This window comes from Flavobacterium sp. (assembly GCF_029945805.1).
GTDB lineage: Bacteria > Bacteroidota > Bacteroidia > Flavobacteriales > Flavobacteriaceae > Flavobacterium.
The window spans coordinates 1-23,736 of the sequence record NZ_JAQSDH010000019.1 but is presented as its reverse complement, the minus strand read 5'-3'; the positions used below and the strand labels follow the sequence as shown (position 1 = coordinate 23,736).

The window sequence follows — 23,736 nt, the reverse complement described above, 5'->3', positions numbered from 1 at the left end:
AATCGTGTCATTGTTAATCTGCGAAAAAAATTATTCGGACTTTAACACATTAAGAAAACATTATTTATGGTTAATATTTGGTTAATTAAGAAATAATTAAGAAGTTTGCAGAATAACTAACTCAAATAAAATTAATATGAGATCGAAGTTCAAATGGATTTTTACGCTATTATTAGCGTTATCAATGCAGTTTTCGTTTGCACAAGAGAAAACTGTAACAGGTGTTATTTCAGATAAGTCTGGACCGCTACCAGGTGCTAATGTAATTGTTAAAGGAACCAATCGTTCTGCCCAGGCGGATTTTGATGGTAAATTTTCTATCAAAGCAAAACAAGGAGAAGTTCTTGTTGTGTCTTTTGTTGGAATGAAAGATGCAAGAGTAACTGTTAGTGCGGCTAACACTGTAAATGTTGTTTTACAACCGGATTCGCTATTACTTAATGAAGTTGTAGTTCAAGGTTATGGTAAAACAGAAACAAGAGCAAGAACAATCGGAGCAGTTCAGACTGTTTCTTCGAAAACTATTGCAAACAGACCAAACGTAAACGTTCTTCAGTCTTTACAAGGTCAATTGGCGGGTACTAACATCGCAATGGGTTCTGGTCAACCAGGAACTAATAAAATTGATGTAATCATTAGAGGGGAAAGTTCATTAAATGCGAGTACTGATCCATTATATGTTATTGATGGTATTCCGTTAACTCAGGCATTCTTTAGAAACTTGAATCCAAATGATGTTGAAAGTGTTACAGTATTGAAAGATGCTTCTGCTACAGCGGTTTATGGAAACAGAGGTACGAACGGTGTTATCTTAATAACAACTAAAAGAGCAGGTTACGAAGAATCTCTAGGGATTAATTATTCGTCTTCTTATGGAACATCTGAATTCAGAGGTGATAAATATAATATTACCAATGCTCAGCAACATTTAAGAATTCAAAATTTACGTGGAGATGGTCCTGGAGCTACAGGTTCTGATAATTTAGGTATTATTACGGTTGATCCAAATAATCTTGCAGCTTATACTGTGGATACAAATTGGAAAGATGTATTTTTCAGAATTGGGACTACTCAAAGTCACGATTTAAGCATCACTTCAGGGGGTAAAAACATGTCAAACTTTACTTCTGTTGGTTACTATGATCAACAAGGTATTGTTCCAACTACACAGTTCAAAAGATTTACTATAAGAAGTAATTTCACTGGAAAATCTAACAATGACAAGTTTAACTACGGTCTTAATATTGGTTTGACTTATTCAAGAAGAAATCAGTTGGAACAAGAAACAAGAGGTGGTATTGACAATAACGTTCTTCAAAATCCACTACAAGGATACCTTACGTCGGCAGCTTACTACAGTCCATCAACTTATGTTAGTGGTCAGCAGTTATTTGATGATTTTGGTTCTCCTTCTTTGGATATTGTTCCTTTTATGTTGTTAGGTTTATTAGATGATAGAAATGCTCCAAGTTTCTTTGATGAGTACAAAACACTAATCAGTGCAACAATGGGTTACAAATTAACAAAAGACTTGACGTACTCTGTTACAGCTGGAGCTGATTATACAGAAGATAAAAGAGTTTTCGCTATCGGACCAGAAGCTTATCTTTCTGTAGTTCGAGCAGTTGGAGCTGGTCAGCCTTTCCACGGATTAGAAACACAAAGAAGTCAAAAAGAATTTATGTTTGATTTTGTAAATAGACTTAATTACAGAAAAATATTTGCTGAAAAACATACATTAGATATTTCAGGATATACCGAGTATTTGAAAGCACATAGAAAAGTATTTTTGTACCAACAAATTGGATTGAATCCACTTACTTGGGAGCCTGGAGCTGGTACAGGATATATTCCTTACACTCCTGCTTTGCCTCAAGGTTATATTCCTACAAATGGCGCTGCTGAAGTTGAAGCGGGTATGTTCTCTTACTTTGGTACATTAGATTATGATTATGATTCTAAATACGGTTTTGCGGCTTCGATAAGACGTGATTCATCGTATAAATTTGCTGGAGACAACAAATGGGGAACATTTTGGTCTGTTGCTGGAAGATGGAATATTTCTAAAGAAAATTTCTTAAAGGATAATTCTTTCATCAAAGACCTAAAATTAAGAGCTTCTTATGGAACAACGGGTAATCAGAATATTTCTGCTAGAGGTGTTGACGATACTCAGAGTACAATTTTTTACAATGCAAGGGATGTTCGTTCTTTGAATGCCTTACAAGGTACTCCTGGATATAATAATTCTTCCTCTTTCGGTGTCCAAACTTATGGTAATCAGGATTTGCTTTGGGAGACAACCTCTCAGTTAAACGTTGGTATTGACTTTAATATTAAGGCAAGACTTAGCGGTTCGTTTGATTGGTATTCAAAAGAAACAACAGACTTGTATATAGCTATACCTGTTTCTTATGCTAATGGTATTCCTGGAAATTCACTAGCTGGTAACAATGGTGCATTAAGAAATCAAGGATATGAGTTGTCTTTAAAATATGATATCTTAAAAGATACTAAGCTTAAATTATCCGTTTTTGCCAACGGAGCATTCAATGATAATGAAATGAGTAGTCTAGGGGTTTTAGATGACGGTACTCATTTCCTTAGACAAGGAGCAGATTTTGCTTTGGTTGTAGGTCAAACAGCTAATCAGTACTATAACGTTCCTTACCTAGGTGTTAATCCAGTGAATGGTAACTTACTTTTCCTTGGTGCTGATGGAAATCCAACGGAGTCTCCAAATGATGGCGATAGAAGAGGAACAAATAGAAATAGTTTGCCGAGATATCAAGGTGGTTTTGGTTTCAATTCTTCTTATGAAGGATTCTTCTTAGACGCATCTTTTGTATACTCTAAAGATTTTTATAAATTTGATTCAGACTATACAAGTTTAATGGATATCAGAAATGTAAACCCATTCCCAGTTTCAAATGATTTAGCAAATGCTTGGACTCCAACAAATACTAGTTCAAGTATTCCATCATGGGATGCAACGAACATTGATTCTGGAGATATCTCTGATAGATTTTTGCGTGATGCTTCATTCATAAGATTGAGAAATCTTACAGTAGGTTATGATGTTCCTGCTAAATTTTTGAAACAGACCTTTATCAAAGGATGTCGTTTCAGATTACAAGGTGAAAACATTCTAACATGGACTAAATGGAAAGGATTTGATCCAGAAACGTTTACTACTAGTGGTACTGGATATTTCCCAACTCCTAAAGTGTATACTTTTGGTGTAGATATTAATTTCTAATAAAAAAAAAATGAAAAAAGGAATCTTATTTTTAAGTCTTTTTGCAGTGTTGTTTTCATGTAATGATGCAACGGATATTATACAAAAAGGAGAGTTAAATGATGCTAGGTTATTTACGAATGTTGCTAATTTGCAATTATTTATGAATGAAACCTATGACCGACTAAATACGGAAACTGATATAATTGTTTCTTCAAAGCTGTCGGATGAAATTGCTATCGCTTCAGGTTTAACTGTAGATGATACGCAACGTTTCTTTGTTGTTACAACAAACGGTGAAGCTGACGCAATATGGAGTAATCACTATCAGTTAATCAATTATTGTAACAGAGTGATTAGAGGAGCTACTTTCTTTACTCCTACTACTGCGGCAGATATTGCGCAGTACAATTCAATCCTTGCTCAAGCTAGAGCACTGAGAGCTTTTGCTCATTTTGAGTTGATGGTTTATTTTTCAAAAGATCTTAGCGATAGCAGTGCATTAGGGGTTATGTTAGTTGATAGAGTACCTTCAATTAATGAAGATATTCCAAGATCTACAAATGGTGCTTTGTATACTTTTATTGAAGGGGATTTGACGTATGCTGAGGCTAATTTAGGTACACCAAATGCAGGAGCTACTCCGGTAACAGCTGCGAACGCATATAAGTATGTTAGTGTTAATATGATTAATGCACTAAGAGCTAGAATGTACTTGTACAGAAAAGATTATCCTCAAGCTTTAACATATGCTAATGCAGTAATTAATGCTAGACCATTATCTCAGTCTACATTTGCATTTACAGGCGCTACAGCTGCTTACCCTCTTACTTCTGCAGTAATTCCAGCAGTAGGAGCAGCATCAGGTTCAACAACTATTAATACTGCTCCTAGTGCGACAAATCCAGCACAAGCTGTTCAAAGAGCTTTGTATACAATTGACCAATGGACATCAACTACCTCACCAGAATACAGAAAAATTTGGGTTGATGCAGTTCAAGGAGAAGTTTTATGGGCTGTTGATAGACAAAATAATAGAACAAACTTTAGTAGCCGTTACAATACAAATGGTTCGTATTTAACGGGAGGTCCATTATTTGATATGGGTAGAAATTTATTTAATTTGTATACACAGCCTCTAGGTGGTGGTGCTGAGGATTTTAGAAGATGGTCGTTTATTGATCGTTCTGCTACTATTTCTGCTACACCTGCTACGGCAACTAGAGTTACTGAGCAAATTGTAATTGATAAATATCCAGGAAAAGCTGGTTCACATACTGCCAATGATCTAAAAGTTTTCCGTGCTTCGGAGATTTATTTCATCAAAGCGGAGTGCTTAGTTAGAAGTAATGATTTACTAGGTGCAGCTGGTTTAATTCAACAAGTTAGACAAGCTAGAAACTACATTATTGGTGCAGTTGTACCAACTCCTGTATATGCTAATCCAACTGCTGCTTTGAATGATATTCTTACTGAAAGAAGAAAAGAATTAGCTTTTGAAGGTCACAGATACATTGACTTAAAAAGATTAGGAGCTGACGCTGGTGTTACTGGAACAGACAGAGATGCAACAGACGGTGTAAATTCAAGTGCAACTAGTCCTTTAAATATACTTTTAGGAGATTATAGATTTACATTACCTATACCACAAGGTGAAATAAATATCAATCCTCTTGTGCCAAATGAAGGATACGGTGGTTAATCTGTATTTTAATTAATTTTTTAAAAACCTCTCTTTTCGAGAGGTTTTTTTTTATCTTTATAAAAAAATTATTGTTATGAAATATATTTTACTTTTTTCGTTTGTTTTTTGCAATGTCTTTTCTCAAACACAGAAAGAACGTGATTTTATTATAAGTAAATCTGATCCGGTTGAGTCTTTCAAATTAAAGCAATCTTTACAACAAGAGTACTTGAAGGATCAAAAGGAAGTTCGTGATTATCTGTTACAACATCCTAATACAAAGAATGCTACTAATCTTCAAAAAATTATTGATGGTGTTCCCATTTTTTATCAGGAAGATAGTAATGCTCTTTGCGTTCAAACTTTGAGAGCTAATTCAATGTATCCATCTGGTTCTCTAGGTTTATCGGTTACAGGTCAAGGAATGACTATTGGAATGTGGGATGGCGGAAGAGTTAGAGAAACTCACGTCGAATTTGCTACAGGAAGACTAACCTTAGGGGATGCAGTAGTAACGTTATCCACTCACTCGACGCATGTTTTAGGAACGATGATCGCTGCAGGAATTAGTCCAACACGAAGAGGTTTTGCTTATCAGGCATCGGCAATCGCCTACGATTTTGGAAACGATTCAAGTGAAATAGCTACTTTTGCAAGTCAGGGCTATGTTGTTTCAAATCATTCTTATGGAAATATTGCAACTAATTTACCTCAAAGTAGTTTTGGAGCCTACAATTCTCAATCCGTATCGGCAGATAATATAATGGTTACTTATCCGTTTTATCAAATGGTGAAATCTGCTGGAAACGACAGAAATGATACAACTTTAGATCAAGCAACCGGTAAAGGCGGTTATGATTTATTAACTGGAGTTGGAAATTCGAAAAATGCCATTGTGGTAGCTGCAGTTGAGGGAATCATGACAAATGGAAACGATAATTCTTTTGTAATGTCAAACTTTAGTAACTGGGGTCCCACTGATGATGGAAGAATTAAACCTGACCTGTCAGCTAAAGGAGTAGCGGTTTCTTCATGTATTTCCGTTTCTGATAATGCTTATTCGGAACTGCAAGGAACGTCAATGTCAGCACCATGTATTACTGGACTAATAACACTTCTACAAAAGCACTATAACAATTTAAACCCAGGAACCTTCATGAGATCTGCTACTGTAAGAGCCTTACTTTTTCAGTCAGCTAGAGAGGCTGGTGATAATCCAGGCCCTGATTATCGATTTGGTTGGGGTTTACCGGACGGGAGTGCAGCTGCACAAATTATTACGAACAAAAATATATCTTCAATTTTGGAAGAGAATACTTTAAACAATTCGCAAGTTTATACTAAAACAATTACTATCAATTCCGTTCAGAACTTAAGTGTCGATATTGCTTGGACAGAAAGAATTGGTATTGCGAATAACAGTGGAGATATCGATAACCGTACCCCTGTCTTAGTTAATAACTTGGATTTAAAAGTGTTGAAAGACGGAACGACATACTATCCTTGGAAATTAGATCCAGAAGATCCAGAAGCAGGAGCGACTAATAACTCTGATAATGATGTAGATAATAGTGAGCGTGTTAATATTAGTAACGCACAACCTGGTGTTTATACAATTCAAGTTACCCATAAAGGTACCTTGGTTGGAGGTTCGCAAAATTATTCTTTAGTAGCAACTTCAACAAATGGTTTAGGTTTGAATTCAAGAGATTATGACAACAGCGTTTTTATTTATCCAAATCCTGCCCAGGATGTTTTGAACTTTGAAATTAAAAGCGATGTAATTTTATCTGACATTTCATTAAGTGATATTTCAGGTAAACAAATTTATAAATCTACAAATGCAATCGGTAACTCAATCGATGTTTCAAATCTATCATCAGGGGTTTACTTTATTACATTCAAATCAGATAGTAATTCAATCACTAAGAAATTTATAAAACGATAAACTTTCTTCCTATTATTCTAAAACCACCTTTATGGTGGTTTTTTTATGATTTTATTACAGATTGTTTTATGTATTTTTGTTCCGAAATATTTTAAGATGAAATACTTATTACTTGTACTTTTTTTATTAAATTTTTCATTTGGTTTTTCTCAGCGGACAGAGAAATTAAATGAAAGTGCTGCAGATACTATTGAAAAGAAAGCGCCAAAGGCTGCCTACAATCAGTATAGAATTATCACCTTGCAAAAAGATACAACTTATGTTGACACGTCGCTCACGATAGAAAAAGAATACCAATTCAATTATCTACGTAAAGATATTTTTGGGCTTCTTCCTTTTGCGAACGAAGGTCAAACGTATTCCGTTTTGGATTTCGGATTGAAAAAAGATAATTCATTTCCTGAAATTGGATATTCCGGAAAACATTTTAGTTTTTTGGGAGTAAATGATATCAAGTATTATTCAGTAGCAACTCCAGTAACCGAATTGTATTTCAAAACCACAATGGAACAAGGACAATCTGTAGATGCGTTCGTAACTGTAAATACTTCGGAGCGATTTAATATTTCTCTTGCTTTTAAAGGACTTAGGTCTTTAGGAAAATATATTAATCAGCTGTCTAGCAATGGTAACTTTCGTTTTACATCGAGTTACAACACGCTAAATAAAAGATATTTTATTAATTTTCATTTCACGGGTCAAGATTTACTAAACGGCGAGAATGGCGGAATTACAACCTTAACAGACTTTGAGAACGGAGATCCAAATTTTGATAATCGTGCCAGACTACAAGTTTATCTCCTAGATGCAAAAAGTTTTTTGAAAGGGAAACGAGTTTTCTTTGACCATAATTTTCTAATTAATTCTAAGAAAGGTGAAAACAATTTATACCTGACACATCAATTCAATTACGAAAACAAATTCTTTGAATATAACCAAAAAACCATTTTATCAACTGTAGGTACCCTATCAGTAAAACGTTTTGGAGATTCGTATGTCACATCGAATATCAATGACCAAAATCGTTACAACAGAATGTATAATAAAGTAGGTGCTATATACGAAAATGCTACCCTTGGAAAATTCCAATTCTTTGCAGAGGATTTCAGATACAATTATTATTTTGATAAAGTACTGATCCTTAATTCGGTAACCGTTCCAAGTGCGCTTAGTGATGAAATCAATACCGTTGGTGGCCAATATGAATACAGAAAAGATAAATGGAACGGTACTTTTATGTATTCCAATTCTATTTCCAATCAACCCATGTCGAATTTGGATGCGAAGTTGAATTACAAACTGAATGAGAAGAATGAATTTGTTTTTCAGTACCAAATGTTAAGTAAAGTTCCAGACCATATTTATAATTTGCATCAGAGTAGTTATGTAGGTTACAATTGGGCTAATGATTTTAAAAACGAAAAAATAAACAACATTGAAGCTACCGCTAAAACGCAATGGTTCGATGCTTCATTACAACTCAGTTCGATTCAAGATCATTTGTTTTTTAGAAACGATGCAACCAATGCTCAGCAACAAATTATTAGTCCAAAGCAATATGATAAAACCATAAATTATTTGTCGATTAAAGTAAGTCGAGAATTTAAATGGTGGAAATTGGCTTTAGATAATACGGTACTTTATCAAAAGGTTGATCAAGAAGACGAGGTTCTAAATGTACCCCAATTTGTGACTAGAAACTCATTATATTATACGGATTATCTCTTCAAAAAGGCATTGTATTTACAAACCGGATTTACAGTTAATTATTTTACAAAGTATTACATCAACGATTACAATCCAGTTATAACAGAAGCATTTGTTCAAAATGATACTAAAATTGGTAATTTTCCGATGATCGATTTCTTTGTCAATGCTCGAATTCGTCAAACAAGAATCTTTTTGAAATTAGAACATTTCAACTCAAAAATAACTGGAAACAATTACTATACGGCACCAAATTATCCGTACCGTGATTTTATGATCCGATTTGGATTGGTTTGGAATTTCTTTCAATAAAATGTACTAGAATTTCTAGATTCAATATCTTTGTCAAAAATTCAACAAAAGCAAAAAATCATAATGACTTGTGCTTGTAAAGGCATGACTTCAAACAAATAATAACACGAATGAAATACGCAGAAAATATATTAGGAACTATTGGTAACACACCATTAGTAAAACTTAACAAAGTAATAGAAGGAATTGATGCCTTGGTTTTAGCCAAAGTAGAAACATTTAATCCAGGAAATTCTACCAAAGACCGAATGGCGCTTAAAATGGTAGAAGATGCCGAAGCAGATGGAAGATTACAGCCAGGCGGAACCATCATCGAAGGAACGTCTGGAAATACGGGGATGGGATTGGCGCTTGCCGCTATTGTGAAAGGCTATAAATGTATTTTTGTAATTACAGACAAACAGTCTAAGGAAAAAATGGACATTCTTCGCGCTGTTGGTGCCAAAGTTATCGTTTGCCCAACCGACGTAGAACCAACAGATCCGCGTTCGTATTATTCTGTTTCAAAAAGATTAGGTACCGAAATTCCAAATTCTTGGTACGTAAATCAATATGACAATCCGTCAAATGCTCAAGCACATTATGAACAAACAGGTCCTGAAATTTGGGAACAAACTGACGGTAAGATTACGCATTTCGTAGTTGGAGTAGGAACAGGCGGAACAATCTCTGGAATTGGAAAATACTTAAAAGAAAAGAATCCAAATATTAAAATTTGGGGAATTGACACCTATGGTTCGGTATTCAAAAAATACCACGAAACAGGAATTTTTGATGAGAATGAAATCTATTCTTATATCACAGAAGGAATTGGGGAAGACATTCTTCCAAAAAATGTTGACTTTTCACTTATTGATGGTTTTACTAAAGTAACCGATAAAGATGCTGCAGTATATACCAGAAAAATTGCTTTAGAAGAAGGAATTTTTGTTGGAAACTCCGCTGGATCTTGTGTTAAAGGGTTGCACCAATTAAAAGAGCATTTTACAAAGGACGACGTAGTTGTGGTTTTATTCCACGATTCAGGAAGTCGTTATGTTGGAAAAATGTTCAATGATGATTGGATGCGTGAAAGAGGATTTTTGGATGAAGAAATTACAACAGCAGAAGATGTTATCAAAGACCATTTAGATAAACCTTTAGCCATTGTTCGTACAGAAGAGTTAGTGTCACACGCTATTGACAGAATGCGTAAATTCAAGATTTCACAGATTCCGGTAATTGACATAACTGGCTTTGTTGGTTCTGTTGATGAAAGCGATTTGTTCCAAAGCTATGTATCAGATAAAAACGTAGCGGACAAACCCATAAAAGAAGTAATGGGAAAACCTTATCCTATCGTTAAAAGAAATACGCCAATTGAAGAAGTCTCTAAATTATTTACTAAAGAAAACCAAGCTGTTTTGGTAGATTTAGAAAACGGAAAACATCATATAATTACAAAATATGATATTATTGGTTCGATAAAATAAGTAAATAGTGAAAAGGGATAAGGCAAAAGTAAAAGTCTTTTCCCTTTTTTTTATTCCCCAATCAATACTCCCGAAACATTCCAAGAGCTAAAACTTCCGCCTTCAGGTAAGCCTTGTGGAATTTTAATTTGTATCGAATGCGTTCCTGCTGCTAAATTGCCTAAATCAATAAAGATTGGATTGGTTACAGTTCCAGGGCACCAATTGGATCGGCTGTAATCCGAGGATGATAATCCGTTTGGGAAATTCCCCGATGCCGGATTGGACAATCGATACGAGCCACAATCTTGTCGCCATGGTATAAAACTGAATGCTTCTTTTTCGTCAAGGAAAATCGAATTCTTCTTTGGTACAAATTCATCGCCATTTCCCCAGCCACCGTGACCTGTCGTGATGTAACGAAGTTTGCAGTTTTTCACGGGTTTGTCTAATGTGAAGGTCACTTCCAAACCTTTATCAGAATTAAACATAGTACCATATTCTTGACCGGCCATTTCCATAATATTGTTAGTGCAAAAAAGCGGAAGAATCTGCGTTGGAACAACAGTGCTTTCTTCCTCGTCATGAATCGTAATGTTTGCCGAAACTTTGTGTCCGCCTTTATCATAATTTCCAATGTTGATGCCAATCCAAACTTCCTGATTGCTCAACAAACTTCTCAAATCAGAAACATCCTGACGGTACAAAACATTATCTGCCCAAGTTTTATCTTTCAGTTGAAGCGTGTTGTATTGCTTTACGCCAAAGGGTGTGAAAAAGCGCATCAATTCTACAACCGGATTATAGTCGTTAGTAGAAACAATCCCTTGATATTCTTTGCCGTTTCCGTTAGTGTAAATCGGTAATGTTTTAGCACCATTCTGCAAACCATCCATAAAGGATTGCTTTTTATTGGTCGGAATAATGAAAAATGAACCCGTTCTATCATAAGCATCGCCATTAGATTGTTCGGTAACATCAACAAAAATTTGACTTCCAACTTTTATTTCCGGAATCTTGATTTTTCTGACTGCTATAGTGCCGTTTGCAAATCGCAAAATGCTGTCGTTAGATTTTGATGCATCTGAAAAATTGATGATTTGATCTTTGAAAATAGGAATTGTTGTGAAGCGGCTTTTCCAAAGCAAATCTTTGTAAGTAAGTGCATCAATTGATTTCTTAACTTCTGTCAGTGCCGGAAAGGCTTTTACTTTTTCAATTTTGGTTGCTGTGATTACAAAATTTCCGTTGCGCACCATTTCGAGAACCAATCCTAAATTCTGCCCTAACACGGTTGGAGATCCTTTTACTTTTAAATCGTCGGTATACCAAAATTCAATTGTATTCGAATTGACAATGGCTTTTGCTTTTTTGCATCTGTATCCCACAATAGTTTTTGTTTCTGGTAGCAGTTCAAAAGTTTGTTTTGCCAATGAAAGACTGTCTCTCATACTGATGATTTCTTTTTGATTCAGATTCGCAATTTGGATCAATGAATTCGAAGTTCTGATTAGTAAAGTTTGCTCATAAGGAAAGGAGGATTTTTGGTTTACAATAGCTTCCGAAGTCAAAAATGTCTGCTGTAAATTTGTAAAAACAAAAATCGGATCTTGATTTTCGATTAGTGTTCCGTTTGAACTTTTTAGATAAGTGATTTTATAATTTTGGGAAAACAAACTCCAGTAAAAGGCAAATAAAACGCATAAAAGTAATTTTTTCATTACAAATGTATTGTTATTAAAAGTAAAATTCTTACTTTAGTTAAAAATTAGAGGTCGTGAAAGAAGATTTTCTTCATTATGTATGGCAATATAAGAAGTTTGACTTTTCAAACCTAACAACTGTGGCCGGAGAATTACTAACAATAACAAACAGTGGAAGCTATTTACAGCAAGCTGGACCTGATTTCTTTAATGCCCAAATAGTTATCGATAATCAAAAATGGGCAGGAAATATTGAGATTCATATAAAGTCTTCCGATTGGTATTTGCATCATCATGAAAAAGATTCAAATTATGATAGTGTAGTTCTTCATGTAGTTTGGGAACACGATTCGCCGATTTTCAGAAAAGACAATACGGAGATTCCGACTTTAGAATTAAAAAAATTTGTACCGAACGATATATTAGAAAATTATAATTCACTGACTTCACCAAAATCATGGATTAATTGTGAAAATCAGATTGCTACCGTTGATAATTTTATAGTTACGAATTGGCGGGAACGTCTTTTTTTTGAACGATTAGAACGAAAAGCAATTCCGATTGCCCAATTTTTATTAGATACAGAAAACGATTGGGAAGCAGTTTTGTTTTGTGTATTGGCAAAAAATTTTGGATTGAATACGAACGGAGAAATTTTTTTGAAGATAGCCAAATCAATTCCGTTCTCGGTTGTACGGAAAGAAAGTTTTGAAGTTGAGAATTTGGAAAGTGTACTTTTTGGAATGGCAGATTTGTTTCCGGTAGAGGTTCAGGATAATTACACCAAAGCGTTAAAAAGTCGATTTGAGTATATTTCGCAGAAGCATCAATTGAAGAAAATAATTGTTGAGCCCGTCCAGTTTTTCAAACATCGTCCGGATAATTTTCCAACGATTCGATTAGCACAATTGGCGCTGTTGTATCACAAAGAACAAAATTTGTTTTCAAAAATTATTGCCGCGACAACCTTAAATGAATTATATCAATTGTTTGAAATTTCGACCTCGGATTATTGGTGCTCTCATTATCAATTTGACAAAGTGAGTCCGAAACGGCAGAAGCGATTTTCAAAATCTTTTATCGATTTGCTAGTGCTCAATACTATTGCTCCGCTTCAATTTGCATACGCGAAAAGTCAGGGAAAAGAACTGGCAGAGGCCGTAGTGGAATTGCTTAGGGAAATTGCAGCAGAGAAAAATGTAATAGTTGAGAAGTTTTCCAATTTTGGAATCAAATCCAAGAATGCTTTCGAAACACAGTCATTATTGCAGTTGAAAAATGAATACTGTAATCGAGGAAAATGTTTGCAGTGTGCTGTTGGAATTCAGCTTTTAAAAGCGTAAATTTAATATTTTAAATCAAGACAAAAATGTCACCGGTAATTCAGTTGAAATATTTTTTTGAAAAACACGGTTTTCACGTGTCTTCGCGACTGGCAGATAGGCTTGGGATGCGCGCTTCCGATGTGCGTCTTTTTTTTATTTACATCACATTTGTGACTGCTGGTTTATGGTTTGGCGTTTATTTGACTTTGGCTTTCTGGATTAAACTTAAAGATTTAATCCGTGGAAAAAGAACTTCTGTTTTTGATTTATAACTCTTATGACCAATAAGAATTCCTTCATAAAATCCGTTTTAAGTTATTCGAAAAGCCAGCGAATCGGAATTGTATTATTTTTTCTTATTATAATTTTCACGCAAGGTATTTATTATTTTTATGATTTTACTTCGCTCCGAAAGGATGATGCTGCTAAAGGAAAATGGTTAGCAAATCAAAGCGTTATTGACAGTTTAAAACTAGAAAATAAAAATTATAAGCCAGCAATTTATCCCTTCAATCCCAATTTTATTACTGATTTCAAAGGGTACAAACTCGGAATGAAAGTGGAAGAAATTGACCGATTGCTTGCGTACCGAAAACAAAATATGTTTGTCAATTCTGCAGAAGAATTTCAGGCAATAACCAAGGTTTCGGATTCTCTACTGAACGCCATTTCGCCTTATTTCAAATTTCCCGATTGGGTATCTAACAAAAAGAGCAACTATAAACCATTCGATAAAAAGGATTTTTCAAAGGCTGAAAAGATTGATGTCATGGATATCAACGAAGCGACTAAAGAAGATTTAATGAAAGTTTACGGAATTGGAGATAAAATTTCGGATCGGATTTTAGCGGAAAAACAAAAATTTGGTGCTTTCGTTTCGATGGAACAAATGAATGCTATTTGGGGTTTATCGCCAGAAGTTATTGAGAAGCTGAAAACGGCTTTTGTCGTTAAATCTGTTGCGAATACCAAAAAGATTAATATTAATAATGCTTCAGTTAAAGAGTTAAGTCAGTTTCCTTTTTTTAGATACCAATTAGCTAAAGATATTGTAATTTACAGAACAATGAATGGTGATGTTAAAATTGAGGATTTAGCAAAAATTAAAGGTTTTCCGATTGAAAAAATTAGAATAATTGCCTTATATTTGGAATTCTAAAAAAATGACATAAAAAAAACAGCGTAGTTATATGAATTCAATATATTTTACAGAAGAACACGAATTATTTAGAGAAAGTTTTAGAAATTTTCTTTTTATTGAAGTTGTGCCTCATATTGAAAAATGGGAAAAGACCGGAACCATTGAACGATTCATTTGGAAAAAGTTTGGAGATATGGGTTTTTTCGGAATCGCCTATCCTGAAGCTTATGGCGGATTGAATCTTGATTTGTTCTATACGGTAATATTCTTAGAAGAACTTCAAAAAGTAAAGTCTGCTGGTTTTGCTGCTGCTATGTGGGCTCATGCTTATTTAGCAATGACTCATTTAAATGCGGAAGGTGATGAGCGTATTAAGCAAGAGTATTTAGCGCCTAGTATTTCTGGAGATAAAATTGGGGCTATGTGTATTTCCGAGCCTTTTGGAGGTAGTGATGTTGCAGGTATGCGAACAACTGCTGTGAAAAAAGGAAATAAATACATTATTAATGGATCTAAAACATTCATTACGAACGGAGTTTACGCCGATTATTATGTAGTAGCTGCAAAAACAAGTCCGGATTTAGGCAATAAAGGCATAAGTATATTTCTGATCGATACAAATCTAAAAGGAATTTCGGCTACCAAATTAGATAAATTAGGATGGAGAGCTTCAGATACAGCCGAGATTGCTTTTGATAATGTTGAAATTCCTGAAGAAAATTTAATGGGTGAAGAAGGGAAAGGCTTTCCTTATATAATGCAACATTTCGCCCTAGAGCGATTGATTATGGCAGTTAATGCGCACGCAAGGGCTGAATATGCGATAGAATACACAATCGATTATATGGCGCAGCGTCAGGCGTTTGGAACTACAATCAATAAGTTTCAAGCATTAAGACATACCATGGTTGACCACGCTACTGAAGTAGAGCATTGTAAAATATTCAATTATGCTGCAGTAGCCCGATTAGATAAAGGAGAATACGTAGTTAAAGAGGCTACAATGGCTAAATTAAAATCTACAAAAGTGGCTGATGAAGCTATTTATAGTTGTTTACAGATGCTTGGAGGTTATGGTTATATGGAAGAATATCCATTAGCCCGTTTGTTAAGGGACAGTCGTTTAGGGCCAATAGGCGGAGGAACTTCTGAAATTCTTAGAGAAATTTTGTCAAAAATGATTATTGACAAACAGAATTATAAGCCGGCAGTGAAATAATATCTTAAGAAAATAGAGAAAAGAGCAAGAATCAAGAAATAGTTCCTTGGTTTTTTCTTTTGTGCGATTTTCTTTTGCGTGAGGGATGGGAGCAAAGTGCCGTGCACTGCGGACAGCCCGACGGTGGTTTAACAGAGTATGATTTTAATGGGATTAGGTGACCACCGGCACGCCTTAAAAATAATTTAAAATTTATAATTACTTCGTCAGTTCAAAAATAAAATATTTTTTTTGGGTCAGAATTCATAATATTGATTACTTTTACACCCTTAACGAGAGGAGGTGTCTATATTATGTTAATTATACCAATTAAAGACGGAGAAAATATCGATAGAGCATTAAAGCGCTATAAAAGAAAATTTGATAAAACAGGAACTGTTCGTCAATTAAGAGCACGTACTGCTTTTATTAAACCTTCAGTTGTTAAGAGAGCTCAAATTCAAAAAGCGGCTTACATACAAAACATGAAAGACGGTTTAGAAAGTTAGTCCATAATTTTCTAAAAATATACTAACCGTTAGTTATTAAAGTTTCATAACTTTGATGCTAACGGTTTTTTTTATGGAGAATTTTATAAATAAGTTTCAGGATTATCTATTGTTAGAGAAAAACTATTCTCAGCATACCGTTACCGCTTATGTTAATGACATTAGTTTTTTTCAGATTTTTTTGTTGAGTGAATATGATGATGATAATCTTTTAGCTATCAATTATAGCCAAATCCGTTCTTGGATTGTTTCGCTGTCTGATAACGGAATATCGAATGCAAGTATTAACAGGAAAATTTCGTCTTTAAAATCTTTTTATAAGTTTTTGCTTAAAACCAAGCAGCTCAGTTCTAGTCCGCTCTTAAAACACAAAGCTTTAAAATCACCAAAGAAAATCCAGATTCCTTTTTCAGAAAAAGAAGTGGATATGGTATTGCATCAGATACTTTATAAAGAAGGTTTTGAAGGAATGAGAGATAAACTGATTATAGATTTGTTTTATACAACTGGTATAAGAAGAACTGAGCTGATTCATTTAAAGACAACAAATTTCGATTTGTCAAATCATACAATAAAAGTTTTAGGCAAAAGAAATAAAGAACGAATTATTCCTATTTTACCTATCATTGTGGAGCAAGCAACAAAATATTTAGTGGAAAGATCACGAATCCAAGAACTTAAAGATGAGGGCTATTTTTTCCAAATGTTAAATGGCGATAAATTAAACGATTCGTTTGTTTATCGATTAATAAATTATTACTTTAGTAATGTCTCCGAGAAAGTAAAAAAGAGTCCGCATATACTTAGACATACATTTGCGACTCACCTTTTAAACAATGGAGCAGACATAAATTCGGTAAAGGAATTATTAGGACATTCTAGTTTGGCTTCAACACAGGTTTATACACATAACAGTTTGGCCGAGCTCCAAAAAGTGTATAACAGTGCGCATCCAAGGAATAAAGAATAGTTTCAAATGTTAAATCAATAAAATAAATATTATGAAGGTAAATGTTCATGCGGTTAACTTTACTGTTGACAGAAAGTTGGTGGATTTTATTCAAGAACGAATGGATAAACTTGAAAAGTTTTACGACAAAGTAGTTTCATCTGACGTCTTTTTGAAAGTTGAAAAGACTAGTGAGAAAGAAAATAAAATTGTAGAGATTAAGATTCATGTGCCGGGAGATGATTTTATGGTCAAAAAACAATGTAAAACTTTTGAGGAAGCGATTGAGGTTTCGGCAGAATCATTAGAGCGATTATTGATTAAAAGAAAAGAAAAAATCAGAACACATATTTAATATAATTTTTTTTAAAAAATGTTTTGAATAAATAACAAAAAGATATACATTTGCAGTCCGTTAGAAATAGCGGACTTTTTTTATTATATATGCCAGCGTAGCTCAGTTGGCTAGAGCAGCTGATTTGTAATCAGCAGGTCGTGGGTTCGAGTCCCTCCGCCGGCTCTAAATATAAGGTATTGTAATAGAAAAAGTTGGGGAGATACTCAAGCGGCCAACGAGGGCAGACTGTAAATCTGCTGTGTGAACTTCGCAGGTTCGAATCCTGCTCTCCCCACAAAGTTTTTGGATAAGGAATTTTATCAAGCTCGCTTGAATAAAATTGTGTTTCAAAAACTTCGTAAGGGTTCACCTTTGCAGATCACAAGCTTTGCTTGTAATCTTGAAAGTGGATGGCCTTATTGGATTGTTAAGCTTTTGTTGATAGTCTGCAAACCAAGGAAACTGCCGACTTAGCTCAGGGGTAGAGTGCTTCCTTGGTAAGGAAGAGGTCACGGGTTCAATTCCCGTAGTTGGCTCAAATTGAATTGAAAATTGAACACTAATAAATAAATATAACTAAGTTTAAAATTAATTAAAATGGCAAAAGAAAATTTTAATCGTAACAAACCACACCTTAATATTGGTACGATTGGGCACGTGGATCACGGAAAAACTACATTAACTGCTGCAATTACTAAAGTATTGTCTGATGCAGGATACTGTCAAGCAAAATCATTTGATCAAATTGATAATGCTCCAGAAGAAAAAGAAAGAGGTATTACTATCAACACTTCACACGTTGAGTATGAAACTGCTAACCGTCACTACGCACACGTTGACTGTCCAGGTCACGCGGATTACGTTAAGAACATGGTTACTGGTGCTGCTCAAATGGACGGTGCTATCTTAGTAGTAGCTGCTACAGACGGACCAATGCCACAAACACGTGAGCACATCCTTCTAGGTCGTCAAGTTGGTATTCCTAGAATGGTAGTTTTCATGAACAAAGTGGATATGGTTGATGATGCTGAGCTTTTAGAGCTAGTTGAGATGGAAATCAGAGACTTATTGTCTTTCTACGATTATGATGGAGACAACAGTCCAGTTATTCAAGGGTCTGCTTTAGGTGGATTGAATAACGACCCTGCTTGGGTACCAAAAATCATTGAATTAATGGCTGCTGTTGATGCTTGGATTGAAGAGCCAGTGCGTGATATTTCGAAACCATTCTTGATGCCAGTTGAAGATTCATTTACAATTACGGGTCGTGGAACTGTTGCTACAGGTCGTATCGAAACAGGAATTGCTAATACAGGAGATCCAGTTGAAATTATTGGTATGGGAGCTGAAAAATTAACTTCTACTATTACAGGAGTTGAGATGTTCCGAAAAATTCTTGATAGAGGTGAAGCTGGAGATAACGTAGGTTTGTTGTTAAGAGGTATTGATAAAGCGGATATCAAAAGAGGTATGGTTATTATTAAGCCAGGTTCAGTTAAACCACACGCTACTTTCAAAGCTGAAGTTTACATCTTGAAAAAAGAAGAAGGTGGTCGTCACACGCCATTCCACAACAATTACCGTCCACAGTTTTACGTACGTACAACTGACGTAACTGGAGTTATTACGTTGCCTGATGGAGTTGAAATGGTTATGCCAGGAGATAACTTAACAATCAATGTTGCTTTGTTAAGCCCAATTGCAATGAACGTAGGTTTGCGTTTCGCTATCCGTGAAGGTGGTAGAACAGTTGGTGCAGGTCAGGTTACTGAGATCATAGCATAATTTAAATAAAATAGAAATCCAGCAGAGAACCATTTTGGTACTCTGCTGTTTTTTAATACTAATCGACGGGCGTAGTTCAAGGGTAGAATAGCGGTCTCCAAAACCGTTGATGGGGGTTCGAATCCCTCCGCCCGTGCAAAAATAAAACACAATGACAAAAGTTGTTAATTATATATCAGAAGCATTTGAAGAATTGAAATCAAATGTTACTTGGCCAGAATGGGCTGAAACTCAGCGTTTGACTATTATAGTTGCTGTATTTTCAATTGTTTTCGCTTTGGCTACATGGGGCGTTGACGAAATGTGTGCAAAAGCAATCGAAGGAATTTTTAATTTGATAAAATCATAATTTCTCCGAAATGGCTGATAATAATGTAAAAAAATGGTACGTAGTTAGAGCGGTAAGCGGACAAGAAAATAAAGTCAAAGCTTACATCGAAACTGAAATCAATAGATTAGGAATGTCCGATTACATTTCTCAGGTTCTCGTTCCAACTGAAAAAGTGGTAACGGTTCGAGATGGAAAAAAAGTCGCTAAAGATAAAGTCTATTTTCCGGGATATGTAATGATTGAGGCTAATTTAGTTGGTGAAATACCACATATTATCAAATCAATCACTAGTGTAATAGGATTTTTAGGTGAAGTAAAAGGCGGAGATCCTGTGCCATTAAGAATATCTGAAGTTAACAGAATGCTTGGAAAAGTAGATGAATTAGCGGTTAATACGGATACCCAAAATATACCATTTACTATCGGTGAAACGATTAAAGTTGTAGATGGTCCTTTCAATGGTTTCAATGGAACGATTGAGAAAATTAATGAAGATAAGCGCAAACTAGAAGTAATGGTGAAGATTTTCGGAAGAAAAACACCATTAGAGTTAGCCTTTATGCAAGTAGAAAAAGTATAATTCGTTACACTATTATAAACCGCAAACGTCTGCTTCCACAGACAATTGCATTTTTTTTTAAACAATGGCTAAAGAGATTAGTAAAGTAGTTAAACTACAAGTTAAGGGAGGTGCTGCGAACCCGTCGCCACCGGTTGGACCTGCTCTGGGAGCTGCTGGTGTTAATATCATGGAGTTCTGTAAGCAATTTAATGCTAGAACACAAGATCAACCTGGCAAAGTATTACCGGTACAAATTACCGTGTATAAAGACAAATCGTTTGATTTTGTTGTAAAAACTCCACCTGCTGCAATTCAGTTATTGGATGCTGCTAAATTAAAATCTGGTTCAGGCGAGCCTAATAGAAAGAAAGTTGCGAATGTGACTTGGGATCAAATTAAAGCTATCGCCGAAGACAAGATGGTTGATTTAAATGCTTTCACACCTGAAAAGGCGATGAGCATGATTGCTGGAACAGCTAGATCTATGGGAATAACTGTAACTGGAGATTCTCCTCTAAAAAAGTAAGAAATGGCAAAATTGACAAAAAAACAAAAAGAGGCTGCTTCAAAAATTGAAAAAAACAAACTGTATTCTTTAAAAGACGCTTCGTCTTTATTGAAAGTGGTTGCTTCAGCAAAATTTGACGAGTCTGTTGACATTGCTGTTCGTCTAGGAGTTGATCCAAGAAAAGCAAATCAAATGGTAAGAGGTGTAGTTACCCTTCCTCATGGAACTGGAAAAGATACTAAAGTATTAGCTTTAGTAACTCCAGATAAAGAAGCAGAAGCGAAAGCTGCTGGTGCTGACTATGTAGGATTGGATGATTACCTTCAAAAAATTAAAGACGGTTGGACAGATGTTGATGTTATCATCACGATGCCGGCTATCATGGGTAAATTAGGACCATTAGGACGTATTTTAGGTCCAAGAGGTTTAATGCCAAACCCTAAAACTGGAACGGTAACCATGGATATTGGTAAAGCAGTTGCAGAAGTAAAAGCTGGTAAAATCGACTTTAAAGTTGATAAAACTGGTATCGTTCACGCAGGAATTGGAAGAATCTCTTTTGAGGCTGACAAACTTGTAGATAACGCTCACGAAATTATTCAAACCTTACTTAAATTAAAACCAACTGCAGCTAAAGGTACTTACATCAAGTCTATTCACTTGTCAAGTACAATGAGTCCTGCTATTGCTTTAGATCCTAAAGCGGTATAATTTAGTTAAACAAATTTTATTATGACAAGAGAAGAAAAATCAATCGCGATAGAAGATTTAACTGCAAAGTTGGCTAATGCAAATATAATTTATATTGCAGATACTTCAGGATTGAATGCTGAAACAACCTCTAATTTGAGAAGAACTTGTTTTAAAGCAGGTATCAAACTAGAAGTGGTTAAAAATACTTTGCTTGGAAAAGCAATGGAAGCTTCAAGTAATGATTATGGTGATTTAGCAAGTGTATTAAAAGGGAATTCTTCAATTTTTATTGCAGATATTGCTAATGCACCAGCGAAAATCATTAAAGATTTCAGAAAAAAATCAGATAAACCATCTTTCAAAGGAGCGTATATCAACGGTGAAATTTACATCGGTGACAACCTTTTAGATAGCTTGGCATCATTGAAATCTAAAGAAGAAGTTATTGGAGAAATCATTGGATTACTTCAATCGCCTGCAAAACGTGTTATTGCAGCATTATTAAATAATGCAGAGCAAAAAGGCGCAACAGCAGAATAATTAGAGCAGACTAAAAAAAAATAATAATTAAAGAACATTTTAAACGATAGAAAAAATGGCAGATTTGAAACAATTCGCAGAACAATTAGTTAACATGACAGTTAAGGAAGTTAACGATTTAGCTACAATATTAAAAGATGAGTATGGTATTGAGCCTGCTGCTGCTGCGGTTGTAGTTAGCGCTGGTGGTGGAGCTGAAGTTGCTGAAGAGCAAACAGAATTTACAGTAGTACTTAAAGAAGCTGGTGCTTCTAAATTAGCAGTGGTAAAAGCTGTTAAAGAATTAACAGGATTAGGTTTGAAAGAAGCTAAAGATCTTGTTGATGGTGCACCATCTAACATCAAAGAAGGAGTTACTAAAGCAGAAGCTGAAGGTTTGAAAAAATCTTTAGAAGAAGCTGGAGCTGTTGTTGAATTAAAATAATTCAACTCCGGTTTTAGAACTAGGTTTAGGCCTTGGACAAATGCGTCCAAGGGCCTAAACCATTTTTCGTATAATAAAATTATATCCAGTTTTATTATGAATACGAAAATCTTTTGATCGATAACGAAGAAAGATAATGAACGAACTTGGTTCATTTTCAAAGATGTATCGGTATAAAAAGAAAGTATGGATTGCTCGTGTTTCTACACAAAAAATCACTTTTTTTTAATCAAAATTTTGCTCATTGATGATAACAAATCAGACTGAAAGATTGAATTTTGCTTCTACAAAGAATATTCCTCAATATCCAGATTTTCTAGATGTTCAGGTAAAATCTTTTCAAGATTTCTTCCAATTGGAAACGAAATCAGATGAAAGAGGCACCGAAGGATTGTATAATACCTTCATGGAAAACTTTCCAATTACTGATACAAGAAACCAATTTGTATTAGAATTTCTAGATTATTTTGTTGACCCACCACGTTATACAATTCAAGAGTGTATCGAAAGAGGTTTAACATATAGCGTGCCTTTAAAAGCGCGTCTAAAACTGTATTGCACTGATCCAGAACACGAGGATTTTGAAACTATCGTACAAGATGTTTATTTAGGAACTATTCCTTACATGACGCCAAGCGGTACTTTCGTAATCAACGGTGCTGAGCGTGTTGTAGTTTCGCAATTACACCGTTCTCCTGGGGTTTTCTTTGGTCAATCATTCCACGCAAACGGAACGAAGTTATACTCTGCCAGAGTTATTCCTTTCAAAGGTTCATGGATTGAATTTGCTACCGATATCAATAGCGTAATGTATGCGTATATCGACAGAAAGAAAAAATTACCTGTAACTACTTTATTCCGTGCAATCGGTTTCGAAAGAGACAAGGATATCCTTGAGATTTTCGACCTTGCTGAAGAAATTAAAGTTTCAAAAACAGGACTTAAAAAATACATCGGTAGAAAATTAGCAGCCAGAGTATTAAATACTTGGCATGAAGATTTCGTAGATGAAGATACTGGTGAAGTAGTTTCTATCGAACGTAACGAGATTATCCTTGACAGAGATACCATTATCGACAAAGATAATGTGGAAGAAATCATCGATTCTAACGTTAAATCTATTTTGTTACATAAAGAAGATGCTAATCAAGGTGATTACGCCATCATTCATAATACGTTACAAAAAGATCCAACAAACTCTGAAAAAGAAGCCGTTGAGCATATCTACAGACAATTGCGTAATGCAGAACCGCCTGATGAAGAAACTGCTCGTGGTATTATTGATAAATTGTTCTTCTCTGACCAACGTTACAACTTAGGTGAAGTAGGTCGTTACAGAATGAATAAAAAACTTGGTTTAGATATTCCAATGGAAAAGCAAGTGCTTACCA

At 34.9% G+C, this 23,736-nt stretch carries 20 protein-coding genes, 4 tRNA genes and 1 pseudogene; 24 read left to right on the top strand and 1 reads right to left on the bottom strand.

From position 1 onward, the window contains the following. Positions 1 to 136: 136 nt before the first annotated feature. The 5 genes from PSU83_RS04585 to PSU83_RS04565 all read left to right on the top strand — a co-directional run bounded on the left by PSU83_RS04585 (position 137) and on the right by PSU83_RS04565 (position 10,361). Positions 137 to 3,259, top strand: a complete 3,123-nt coding sequence (locus PSU83_RS04585) for a SusC/RagA family TonB-linked outer membrane protein (protein ID WP_300587198.1) — start codon at positions 137 to 139, stop codon at positions 3,257 to 3,259. A 10-nt stretch (positions 3,260 to 3,269) separates the two neighbouring features. Beyond that, complete coding sequence (locus PSU83_RS04580) at positions 3,270 to 4,940, top strand: RagB/SusD family nutrient uptake outer membrane protein (RefSeq protein WP_300587196.1); 1,671 nt, start codon at positions 3,270 to 3,272, stop codon at positions 4,938 to 4,940. A gap of 76 nt (positions 4,941 to 5,016) precedes the next feature. Next, positions 5,017 to 6,870: a S8 family serine peptidase gene (locus tag PSU83_RS04575; RefSeq protein WP_300587194.1), complete on the top strand. Its 1,854-nt coding sequence runs from the start codon at positions 5,017 to 5,019 to the stop codon at positions 6,868 to 6,870. 96 nt (positions 6,871 to 6,966) lie between these two features. Next, complete coding sequence (locus tag PSU83_RS04570) at positions 6,967 to 8,889, top strand: putative porin (RefSeq protein ID WP_300587192.1); 1,923 nt, start codon at positions 6,967 to 6,969, stop codon at positions 8,887 to 8,889. 110 nt (positions 8,890 to 8,999) lie between these two features. Continuing rightward, positions 9,000 to 10,361, top strand: a complete 1,362-nt coding sequence (locus PSU83_RS04565) for a pyridoxal-phosphate dependent enzyme (protein ID WP_300587191.1) — start codon at positions 9,000 to 9,002, stop codon at positions 10,359 to 10,361. Positions 10,362 to 10,411: 50 nt separating this feature from the next. Here PSU83_RS04565 and PSU83_RS04560 read toward each other — a convergent pair whose 3' ends face one another. Then, positions 10,412 to 12,061: a PNGase F N-terminal domain-containing protein gene (locus tag PSU83_RS04560; protein ID WP_300587190.1), complete on the bottom strand. Its 1,650-nt coding sequence runs from the start codon at positions 12,059 to 12,061 to the stop codon at positions 10,412 to 10,414. A gap of 56 nt (positions 12,062 to 12,117) precedes the next feature. On the opposite strand from PSU83_RS04560, the gene PSU83_RS04555 reads away from it, so the two are divergent. The 19 genes and pseudogenes from PSU83_RS04555 to rpoB all read left to right on the top strand — a co-directional run. Next, on the top strand, positions 12,118 to 13,386 hold the full coding sequence (locus tag PSU83_RS04555) for a DUF2851 family protein (RefSeq protein WP_300587189.1): 1,269 nt from the start codon (positions 12,118 to 12,120) through the stop codon (positions 13,384 to 13,386). Between the two features lie 26 nt (positions 13,387 to 13,412). Then, complete coding sequence (locus tag PSU83_RS04550; protein ID WP_300587187.1) at positions 13,413 to 13,640, top strand: PspC domain-containing protein; 228 nt, start codon at positions 13,413 to 13,415, stop codon at positions 13,638 to 13,640. A gap of 5 nt (positions 13,641 to 13,645) precedes the next feature. Continuing rightward, positions 13,646 to 14,527 (top strand): helix-hairpin-helix domain-containing protein, encoded by an 882-nt coding sequence (locus PSU83_RS04545; RefSeq protein ID WP_300587186.1) that lies wholly within the window; start codon positions 13,646 to 13,648, stop codon positions 14,525 to 14,527. 31 nt (positions 14,528 to 14,558) lie between these two features. Next, positions 14,559 to 15,728 carry an acyl-CoA dehydrogenase family protein gene (locus PSU83_RS04540; RefSeq protein WP_300587185.1) on the top strand — a complete coding sequence of 390 codons (1,170 nt, stop codon included), beginning with the start codon at positions 14,559 to 14,561 and terminating at the stop codon, positions 15,726 to 15,728. Between the two features lie 293 nt (positions 15,729 to 16,021). Next, complete coding sequence (rpsU, locus tag PSU83_RS04535; protein ID WP_300587184.1) at positions 16,022 to 16,216, top strand: 30S ribosomal protein S21; 195 nt, start codon at positions 16,022 to 16,024, stop codon at positions 16,214 to 16,216. Between the two features lie 73 nt (positions 16,217 to 16,289). Then, positions 16,290 to 17,186, top strand: a complete 897-nt coding sequence (locus PSU83_RS04530) for a tyrosine-type recombinase/integrase (protein ID WP_300587183.1) — start codon at positions 16,290 to 16,292, stop codon at positions 17,184 to 17,186. 31 nt (positions 17,187 to 17,217) lie between these two features. Beyond that, positions 17,218 to 17,520 carry a ribosome-associated translation inhibitor RaiA gene (gene raiA / locus PSU83_RS04525; protein WP_300587181.1) on the top strand — a complete coding sequence of 101 codons (303 nt, stop codon included), beginning with the start codon at positions 17,218 to 17,220 and terminating at the stop codon, positions 17,518 to 17,520. Positions 17,521 to 17,611: 91 nt separating this feature from the next. Beyond that, a tRNA-Thr gene (locus PSU83_RS04520) sits at positions 17,612 to 17,685 on the top strand. 31 nt (positions 17,686 to 17,716) lie between these two features. Beyond that, positions 17,717 to 17,797, top strand: a tRNA-Tyr gene (locus PSU83_RS04515). Positions 17,798 to 17,966: 169 nt separating this feature from the next. After that, positions 17,967 to 18,038: transfer RNA gene (locus PSU83_RS04510), tRNA-Thr, on the top strand. A 61-nt stretch (positions 18,039 to 18,099) separates the two neighbouring features. Continuing rightward, a complete protein-coding gene (gene tuf / locus PSU83_RS04505) occupies positions 18,100 to 19,287 on the top strand; it encodes an elongation factor Tu (RefSeq protein ID WP_300587180.1) in 1,188 nt (395 codons plus the stop codon). A 65-nt stretch (positions 19,288 to 19,352) separates the two neighbouring features. Further along, positions 19,353 to 19,423 (top strand) — tRNA-Trp (locus PSU83_RS04500). Between the two features lie 15 nt (positions 19,424 to 19,438). Next, the gene (gene secE, locus PSU83_RS04495; RefSeq protein ID WP_300587179.1) at positions 19,439 to 19,636 is read left to right on the top strand and encodes a preprotein translocase subunit SecE; all 198 of its coding nucleotides are present in this window, start codon (positions 19,439 to 19,441) and stop codon (positions 19,634 to 19,636) included. Positions 19,637 to 19,646: 10 nt separating this feature from the next. Continuing rightward, complete coding sequence (gene nusG, locus PSU83_RS04490; RefSeq protein ID WP_300587178.1) at positions 19,647 to 20,198, top strand: transcription termination/antitermination protein NusG; 552 nt, start codon at positions 19,647 to 19,649, stop codon at positions 20,196 to 20,198. 64 nt (positions 20,199 to 20,262) lie between these two features. Next, complete coding sequence (gene rplK / locus PSU83_RS04485; protein WP_300587177.1) at positions 20,263 to 20,706, top strand: 50S ribosomal protein L11; 444 nt, start codon at positions 20,263 to 20,265, stop codon at positions 20,704 to 20,706. 3 nt (positions 20,707 to 20,709) lie between these two features. Then, entirely contained in the window at positions 20,710 to 21,399 is a 690-nt protein-coding gene (rplA, locus tag PSU83_RS04480) for a 50S ribosomal protein L1 (protein WP_300587175.1), read from the top strand. A 21-nt stretch (positions 21,400 to 21,420) separates the two neighbouring features. Next, the gene (gene rplJ, locus PSU83_RS04475) at positions 21,421 to 21,921 is read left to right on the top strand and encodes a 50S ribosomal protein L10 (RefSeq protein WP_300587173.1); all 501 of its coding nucleotides are present in this window, start codon (positions 21,421 to 21,423) and stop codon (positions 21,919 to 21,921) included. Positions 21,922 to 21,976: 55 nt separating this feature from the next. Beyond that, a complete protein-coding gene (gene rplL / locus PSU83_RS04470) occupies positions 21,977 to 22,345 on the top strand; it encodes a 50S ribosomal protein L7/L12 (protein ID WP_300587170.1) in 369 nt (122 codons plus the stop codon). Between the two features lie 247 nt (positions 22,346 to 22,592). Next, a pseudogene (gene rpoB / locus PSU83_RS04465) lies at positions 22,593 to 23,736 on the top strand (DNA-directed RNA polymerase subunit beta); the annotation flags it as partial.